6 protein-coding genes and 3 pseudogenes are annotated in these 7,190 nt (G+C 62.4%); 3 read left to right on the top strand and 6 right to left on the bottom strand.

Features of this window, described 5'->3' with window-relative positions:
- The 3 genes and pseudogenes from ACR3FF_RS06430 to ACR3FF_RS06420 form a co-directional block, all read right to left on the bottom strand.
- Positions 1-413 (bottom strand): transposase (locus tag ACR3FF_RS06430; RefSeq protein WP_472850149.1); only part of this gene is annotated, 413 nt, incomplete at its 3' end.
- 72 nt (positions 414-485) lie between these two features.
- Positions 486-632 (bottom strand): annotated as a pseudogene (locus ACR3FF_RS06425) (helix-turn-helix domain-containing protein); the annotation flags it as partial.
- A gap of 54 nt (positions 633-686) precedes the next feature.
- Positions 687-776 (bottom strand): annotated as a pseudogene (locus ACR3FF_RS06420) (DUF2080 family transposase-associated protein); the annotation flags it as partial.
- Positions 777-1,092: 316 nt separating this feature from the next.
- Between ACR3FF_RS06420 and rdfA the strand changes: the two are divergent.
- A complete protein-coding gene (gene rdfA, locus ACR3FF_RS06415) occupies positions 1,093-1,710 on the top strand; it encodes a rod-determining factor RdfA (protein WP_458187060.1) in 618 nt (205 codons plus the stop codon).
- A gap of 856 nt (positions 1,711-2,566) precedes the next feature.
- Here the strand turns inward: rdfA and ACR3FF_RS06410 are convergent.
- Complete coding sequence (locus ACR3FF_RS06410; protein ID WP_458187068.1) at positions 2,567-3,325, bottom strand: IclR family transcriptional regulator; 759 nt, start codon at positions 3,323-3,325, stop codon at positions 2,567-2,569.
- Positions 3,326-3,627: 302 nt separating this feature from the next.
- Between ACR3FF_RS06410 and ACR3FF_RS06405 the strand changes: the two are divergent.
- Positions 3,628-3,771 (top strand): annotated as a pseudogene (locus tag ACR3FF_RS06405) (NAD(P)-dependent oxidoreductase); the annotation flags it as partial.
- 130 nt (positions 3,772-3,901) lie between these two features.
- Here ACR3FF_RS06405 and ACR3FF_RS06400 read toward each other — a convergent pair.
- Positions 3,902-4,648, bottom strand: a complete 747-nt coding sequence (locus ACR3FF_RS06400; RefSeq protein ID WP_458187058.1) for an SDR family oxidoreductase — start codon at positions 4,646-4,648, stop codon at positions 3,902-3,904.
- A 114-nt stretch (positions 4,649-4,762) separates the two neighbouring features.
- On the opposite strand from ACR3FF_RS06400, the gene ACR3FF_RS06395 reads away from it, so the two are divergent.
- Positions 4,763-5,860 (top strand): Gfo/Idh/MocA family protein, encoded by a 1,098-nt coding sequence (locus tag ACR3FF_RS06395; RefSeq protein ID WP_458187066.1) that lies wholly within the window; start codon positions 4,763-4,765, stop codon positions 5,858-5,860.
- A gap of 91 nt (positions 5,861-5,951) precedes the next feature.
- Here ACR3FF_RS06395 and ACR3FF_RS06390 read toward each other — a convergent pair whose 3' ends face one another.
- On the bottom strand, positions 5,952-7,091 hold the full coding sequence (locus ACR3FF_RS06390) for a mandelate racemase/muconate lactonizing enzyme family protein (RefSeq protein WP_458187056.1): 1,140 nt from the start codon (positions 7,089-7,091) through the stop codon (positions 5,952-5,954).
- Positions 7,092-7,190: the final 99 nt, after the last annotated feature.

Raw genomic sequence — 7,190 nt, 5'->3', positions numbered from 1 at the left:
TGTACTTCGTATTTCGTCTTGTTGCAGTACGAGCGGCTCGCTGGCGAGCGTTCGAAGTACGTGGCGTCGATCGCTCCAATCGGCCCAGTGTCGTGAAGCTGTACAGATTGTTGGAGAAGCGTCCGGCAGACCGCCATCTCAATTCTGTCGAAGGCGAGACATAACGTCGATGGATGCGGGAGATCGGCCGGTTCAAGGCCGATCTCCCGCGATATTTGTGGCATCTCCTTCAGCAGATCAATCGTCATCCGGTAGGTCGTATCGAGATAAATCCGGAGACAGTGGATGGATATCATCGCTGCGTCGGTGAACCCGCCGCCCCCTTCTGGGGCGGCAGGTTCGTCCCAATCATCGGCAACTCTTTTGACTGCGAAGACAGTTCGTTCGGTGAAGCGGGAGATTTGCGTTGGCACACTTCGCAGTCTTCCGCTTCATCACCCTTACTCCAGCGACTTGATCCGGTGCTGTCTGGCGATTAAACACGGCCGTTTGACCATGCCTTCACCCTCGGGAATCTGGTTGAAGCGGTACAGGGCGTGATTGTAGAGTTGTCTACAGGTATCGCGGTGGTAGTCCAGCGTCTCCCGCTGGCTTTCTGTCGGGATGAGGCGATACCTGTGGTTGTAGTTCATCTATTCGTTGTCGGGCTCAGAAGTATGGACGATTTTCACGTCTGCGCCACGTCACCGTTTTGGAACGAGGACGTGTGCGCCGTTGCCGGTGGCTTTCACTTCGCCCTCGATGACTTCGTGGCCTTCGATTTCGTGCCTTTCCATCACTAGTGTTTAGACATTGTTTCAACATAAACGTGGCGGTGCGTATGCCTGTGGGCCAGCAACAAGCACGTGTCTGTAAGACGATGACGGCGGTGTATCCCCTCCCTACTGCGCTACTCGGCCGTCGGCCTGCGTTGCTCCTTGAGGAAGGGGGCTTACCGCCTGTGATTAGCTAAACGTGCCTGACTCAGTCTCCCCGCGAGAGTCGTATTCGATGCGGTGAACGGGTGCCCGAGCGGTCGCCGGGTTGGGACTCCGTCACGGACCGAACACGGGAGAATAATGCTTTATACCGTGGCTGGCGTACCAGTTCACAGTGAGCGATACCAACACCCGATACAAGGTTCCCCACGTTGCAGCGCGGTACGGAATCCAGGCCATCGAGGACGAGCTCGCGGAGTTGTGGACACAAGAGGACGACCCGATGAGCCTTCGCGACCTCGCAGGCTATTTCAATAGGCGGATGCTAAGGGTGGCGATGGAGAGCGCGGAGATGCAACCGCTCGAAGGCGAGGTCCAGAACACGTACCAGCTGTTGACTGACGAGGACGTCAGCAGCGGTGTGTACACGGAGACGCGGCGGAAACTGGAAAGCAACGGTGTCGACGTGGACCAGGTGGAGTCGGACTTCGTCTCCTACCAGGCGGTCCGAACATATCTCCGCAATGACCGGAATGTCGAGCGCGAACGGGACACTGATGCAGAGCGCGTTGAGTCAGTCGCTGATAGCATCATGCAACTCCAGAACCGGACGATCGCCGTCACGGCGGAGAAACTCGACCAGTTGGACCGCACTGACCGCATCGACCTCGGCGACTTCCAGGTATTCCTCGACGCGCGCGTCTTCTGTGAGGACTGCAAGACGCAGTACGACGTCGCAGAGGTCCTCGAGCAGGGCGGCTGTCAGTGCGAATCCGCCTCGTCCGACGAGTGACGACCCGTTGTGCGTCGCGTTGGTGTGGACAGTGTTTCGATAAGGCCTGAAGAACGAGGCTGTGGAAGTCGAAGTGCCTCTGCCAGAATTCGACCGCCTCACAGGGGTAACAACCTGATTGGATTAGAGTTTGTTGAGCGAGATGCGACACCGCAGCCACTGATGAAGTTCGGTATCCAACTCAATGCGGCTTGATTGTCACTCTCCAATACAGTCCAAACCATCGAACAGTTCGGTGCCGAGCAGCTGTCCATAGTGGGATGCAAAATATTGAGTTACAGCCAACTGATAGGACGGCGCCGAATCGAGTCGGGGTTGACGAACCCGTGGTTCACCTCAACGACTGGTGCTTCTGGCTATGCGCCCTGTCGATTCCGACACTAACGAATTTCCTCACGTCAAACTCTATCCCACGCGAACAACCGTCGTGACAAAACAGTTCCTCGCCGATGGTGCACCGTGGCTACAGGACCCACTCTTTGAGGAGATCGGAATCGCGTTGAAGTGTCCTCAAGGAGGTAACACGGTGAACCGACAAGTTCGCAATCATCTCCGTCACGCTGCGCACCGCACCGCCGAAACCTGGTGCAAACGCTCGCGTTCACGTGGCATCAGCCAATCTGAACAGTGCCGTTTGGGAGCCATAACAAAGGTAGCTTTGTTATGGATAGCTGCGCTCCAGTCGAGGTACGCAGAGCAGCCAGGCGGTAATCACCAGCTCGCCCTTGTCATGCCATAACAAAACACGTTCTGTATGTCTGAACAGGTATGGGCTCATGAATCGCAGAAAATCGGCAGGAGAACGCTAAAACTACTCCATTATGCCGGATAATTAATGTTCAGAAATAGGGAACGGCTACGAGTACTTGAGGTTGAGTTCGATGACGTTGGCCGCGCTGCGGACCTTCTCAGGGATCTCCTGGTTGTAGCGGTTTGATTTCATCCTGCTGGCGGGTGCAGAAACGCTTATCGCACCTTCAACGTCGTCCTCGGCAGATTTCACGGGCGCCGCGACGCAACGAAGTCCTTCGAGTCGCTCGCCGTGGTCCTGCGCGTAGCCGTCGCTCCGGATCTGCTCCAGTTCGTCGTAGAGGTCATCGCGGTCCGTAATCGTGTTCTCCGTGAGCTTGGGCAGTCCGTGGCGGTCGAGTACCGATTCGACCTGTTCGCGGGGCGTGTGTGCGAGGATGACCTTCCCGAGCGCCGTGCAGTGCATTTGGGCCTGTAGCCCTGGATATGTGTCCAGGTCGACAGCCTGGTCGCCCTTCGAGCGGTCGATGTAGGTGAGCAGTCCCTGCTCGCTCACTGCGAGGTTTGCCAACTCGCCGGTCTGTTCGGCGAGCTGTTTGACCTCAGGTTCCGCGACCTTGTAGATGTCCAGTTGATCTCGAATGTATCCGCCGAGTTCAAGGAACTGGAGGCTGAGACGGTACTCCTCGTCCTGCTGTATCACGTACCCCTCGTGGACGAGCGTACGAAGGTGGTTGTGGACCGTGCTCTTGCCCATCTCCAGGGCGTCCGCCAGTTCCGTGACCCGAGCCCCGTCGAGTTGCTTCAGCGTCTGAATAATGCGGAACGTCTTCTGGGTCGTTTTCACCCGATTTTTTTCACCTATTCCGTTCATACCCGCTAATCTTCGCCCCAAGCCTTAAGTCTTGTTCAGATATACGGAACGGGATAGCGGGAAAGAACGGAACTGACTGACAGTTGTGATTACGAAGTGCCGCAATCTACCCGATGAGGGCTTTCGAGCCGTTGAAAGGGCCCTCATAAGACCGTTCTGTATTTCTGAGGGTATCGATTTCGGTAGATACGGATAGGAGAACCCCGTAGAATCGGGCGGGCGGGTGCGCCTCTCGCCCGAGATCGAGCGCCTTATCGACGGCGACACGATCGCGGCGATGCGCAGACGACACGCTACTGGTCAACACCACTCGCTGCGGACTCGTTGATGAGGACGTGCTCGTCGAGGGGTTCCGGAACGGGTACATCGGCGGCGCGGCGCTCGACGTGTTCCAAGAGACCGCTTCCCGTCGACCATCCCCTCCTCGACCTCGGTAACACGCTGCACTCGCCGCACACCGCCGGTTCAACGCGCGACGCCGTCCTCAACGGGTCGCGCATCGTCGCGGTGGACGTCGCACGTCTCTTCGACAGCGACGAGCCGGCGAACTGCCTGGTGGAGGGCCGCCTACCAGTCCTCGAACTTGTCTCGGCGGTAGAGGTCGAGTTCCTGGACGACGTTTGGAGCCTCCTGTTCGGCGGCGAACGCGATGGCCTCGGCGACGTCCTCGGGCGTCGCGGCCTCCTCGGGCGTGAGTTGCTCGCCGAGCGACTCACCGTCCTCGGACCCGAACTCAGTGAGCACCTCGGTGGGATTGATGGCGGTGACGCCGACGCCCTCGGGGCCGGCGCTCCCGGCGAGACTGAGCGCGAGCCCGCGGATCCACCACTTTGTCGCGGCATACACCGGACTCCCCGGCCGCGGGTACTGGCCCGCCATGCTCCCCATGAGGACGAGATTCCCCTCGGTCTCCTTGAGGTACGGCATGACCTCCCGGGCGAGGAAGAACACGCCGTCGCAGTTGACGTCCATCATCTGTCGGTATGCCTCCGTCTGGAGTTCCTCGATGACCGTCTCCTCGCGGCCGAGCCCCGCGTTCCCGACGACCACGTCGAGTCGGTCGAAGGCGTCCACCGCGGTTGCGACGAGGTCCTCGACCTCGGACTCCTCGGTGACGTCGGTGGGCGCGACGAGGGTCTCGACGCCGTACTCGTCCGCGACGGAGTCGGCTAGTTTGCGCAGTCGTTCCTCGCGACGTGCCGCGACGGCGACGTCCGCCCCGCGCGCGGCGAGGGCGCGAGTCGTCGCGCGGCCGATGCCGGAGCTGGCGCCCGTTACGAGTGTGACACTGTCTTCGAGCGAGTTCCCGCTCATGGGTAGTCATCCTGTGGGTGCGTCATAACAGTTACCCCAGGTCGATTCCCCGCGGAACGTGTCCGATATCCGGTGCCAAACTACAAGTAGGGTTCAGGTCACAGGGAATATATGGTGACGTACGAAGCGGGAATTATCGGTGCGGGTGGCATCGCCGGGATGGGAATCCTGGGGATGCACGACCAGGACAAGATTGGCAGGGAGAAGTTCCGCGCCAGTCACGCCGGCGGCTACCACGAGGCGGACGACATCGAACTCGTGGCCATCGCCGACGTCGACGAGGAGAAACTCGACCGGTTCGGCGACGCGTGGGACATCCCGCCGGAGCGGCGCTATCTCGGACACGAGGCGATGCTCGCCGAGGAGGACCTCGACGCGGTCTCGGTCTGCACGCCGTCGTACCTCCACCACGGGCCAGTCATCGACGCCGCGCGGTCAGCTGCCTCGCCCGATGTCATCTGGTGCGAGAAGCCCATCGCGGCGAGCGTCTCGGAGGTCGAGGAGATGAACGAGGTCTGCGAGGAGGAGGGCTCGGAATTGCTGGTCAACCACTCGTTCCGGTTCACCGATAAACTGCAGACCCTCCGCGACCTCGTCCAGAACGAGGGTATCCTGGGCGACGTCCGGTCGGTCAACGCGCAGTTCCGGCGCGAACTCATGCGCAACTCCACGCATCTCCTCGACATGCTCGTCTACCTGCTAGACGCGCGCGCCGAGCAGGTCAGCGGGTACATCAACGGCGAGAACGACGCCGTGGAGGCGCTCGACGGCATATCGGTCGACGACTCCGGGGGTGGTGGCCACCTCGTCCTGGACGACGGCACGTTCGCCACGGTCGACTGCACCGTTGCCCGCGATATCTCCTCGATGGCACTCACGTTCGTTGGGACCGAGGGCAAGCTCTATCTCAACAACGACGACGGCGAGTGGCGCTACTGGCGCCTCGAAGACGGCGCGCACGTCGAGGAGGACCTTCCCGGTATCGAGGGCGCGTGGACGTGGGAGGAAGACTACCGTAACGCCTTCCCCAACGCCGCCCGCCACGTCGTCGACCTGCTGGACGGTACGGCCGAGACGAACCACTCGCCCGGCGAGGCGGCCGCCCGGTCGCTCGAGATAATCGTCGCGTTCTACGTCTCCCACTTCACCGACGCGCACGTCGACGTCCCGCTCGACCGGCCGCTGCGTGACGTGACGATATCCTCCTGGTAGGCGGACTCGGGCGGACCTGAACCCCGTTCGAAAAGACCGCTGCGTCGAGATGTGCCGGCGGAACTGGACGACTCGGCGCGTGCCGGTTCGGTCAGTCGACGCGGTAGGCAGCGATAGCGTCCTCATCGAGTTCGACGCCGAGGCCGGGGGCCTCGGGGACGGCCATCCGCCCCTCGTCGTCGGGCGCGAAGGGGTCGGCGGCTAGTTCCTCGCGGAGCGGGTTTGCCGAGCGGTCGAACTCCAGCGGGCGCTCCCGGGGGAGCGTCGAAAGCAGGTGGAGCGACGCCGCGAGCGCTATCGGCGTCCCCCAGACGTGGGGCACGAGTGGCGTGCCCGCGTCGCGGGCACGAGCGGCGATTCGTCGCGCCGGCGTGAGTCCGCCGACGTTGCAGACGTCCGGTTGCGCCACGTCGAGGGCGTTCATCGAGAGGAGGCGGTCGAACTCGGCGGGCGTGTGACACTCCCCGCCCGCGATTCGGACGTCGAGTTCGCGCCGGAGTCTGGCGTACCCTTCGTGGTCCGTCGGGCGAACCGGCTCCTCGAACCAACGGACGTCGAGGGCGGCGAGTTCCCGGCCGACCGCCGCGGCGGTCGGGCGATCGTAGGCGTAGTTGGCGTCGACCATCACGTCGACGTCCGGCCCGACGGCCTCGCGGACCCGCCTGACGAGTTCGACGTCGGCCTCGGGGCCGTGGCTAACGAGCGAGAGACCGACCTTCAGCTTCAGCGCGCCGAGCGCCCGCGCGTTGGCCTGGGCCTCCTCGACGATGGCGTCGTACTGCGAGTCGAGGTCCTCCGTGGGCCGGAAGTAGTGGCCCGTGGCGTACGCGGGCACCGACGCCCGGCGGCGGCCGCCGAGCAGTCGCCCCGCGGGCTCGTCCGCGAGTTTGCCGGCGAGGTCCCAGAGGGCGATGTCGAGACCGCTTATCGCGGGAAGCGGAACGACCGACTGATAGGCCGCGCGCCCGGTGTCATAGAGCGCGTCGTGGAGTCGCTCCACGTCGCGGGGGTCCTCGTCGAGGAGCACCGACGCCAGGAGGTTCTCGACGGTCTCGCGGGTCCCCGTGACCGGCCCCCAGCACTCGCCCCACCCGACGGTCCCGTCGTCCACCTCGACGCGGACGAGGAGCGCAGACCGGGTGTCGACCCACTCCTGGGAGTACCCGAACGGTTCGTCGAGCGGCGCTTCGAGCGGTACCGTCTCGACCGTCTCGATGGTCGGACCTGACATGGCTCGGTGTTTCCCCCACGGTAGCAAATAACCACTGGCGAGCGATACCGAGGAACAGTCGACAAACGATACCGACTCACATACGCTTAAAGGAGCCCG

Source organism: Haladaptatus ordinarius, assembly GCF_054177595.1.
This window is presented reverse-complemented; position numbering and strand designations above follow the sequence as displayed.

Bases quoted from the DNA above. Each gene is read 5' to 3' on its own strand.
- ACR3FF_RS06400 (WP_458187058.1), bottom strand. From the start codon at position 4,648: ATGAGCGGGAACTCGCTCGAAGACAGTGTCACACTCGTAACGGGCGCC.
- ACR3FF_RS06390 (WP_458187056.1), bottom strand. From the start codon at position 7,091: ATGTCAGGTCCGACCATCGAGACGGTCGAGACGGTACCGCTCGAAGCG.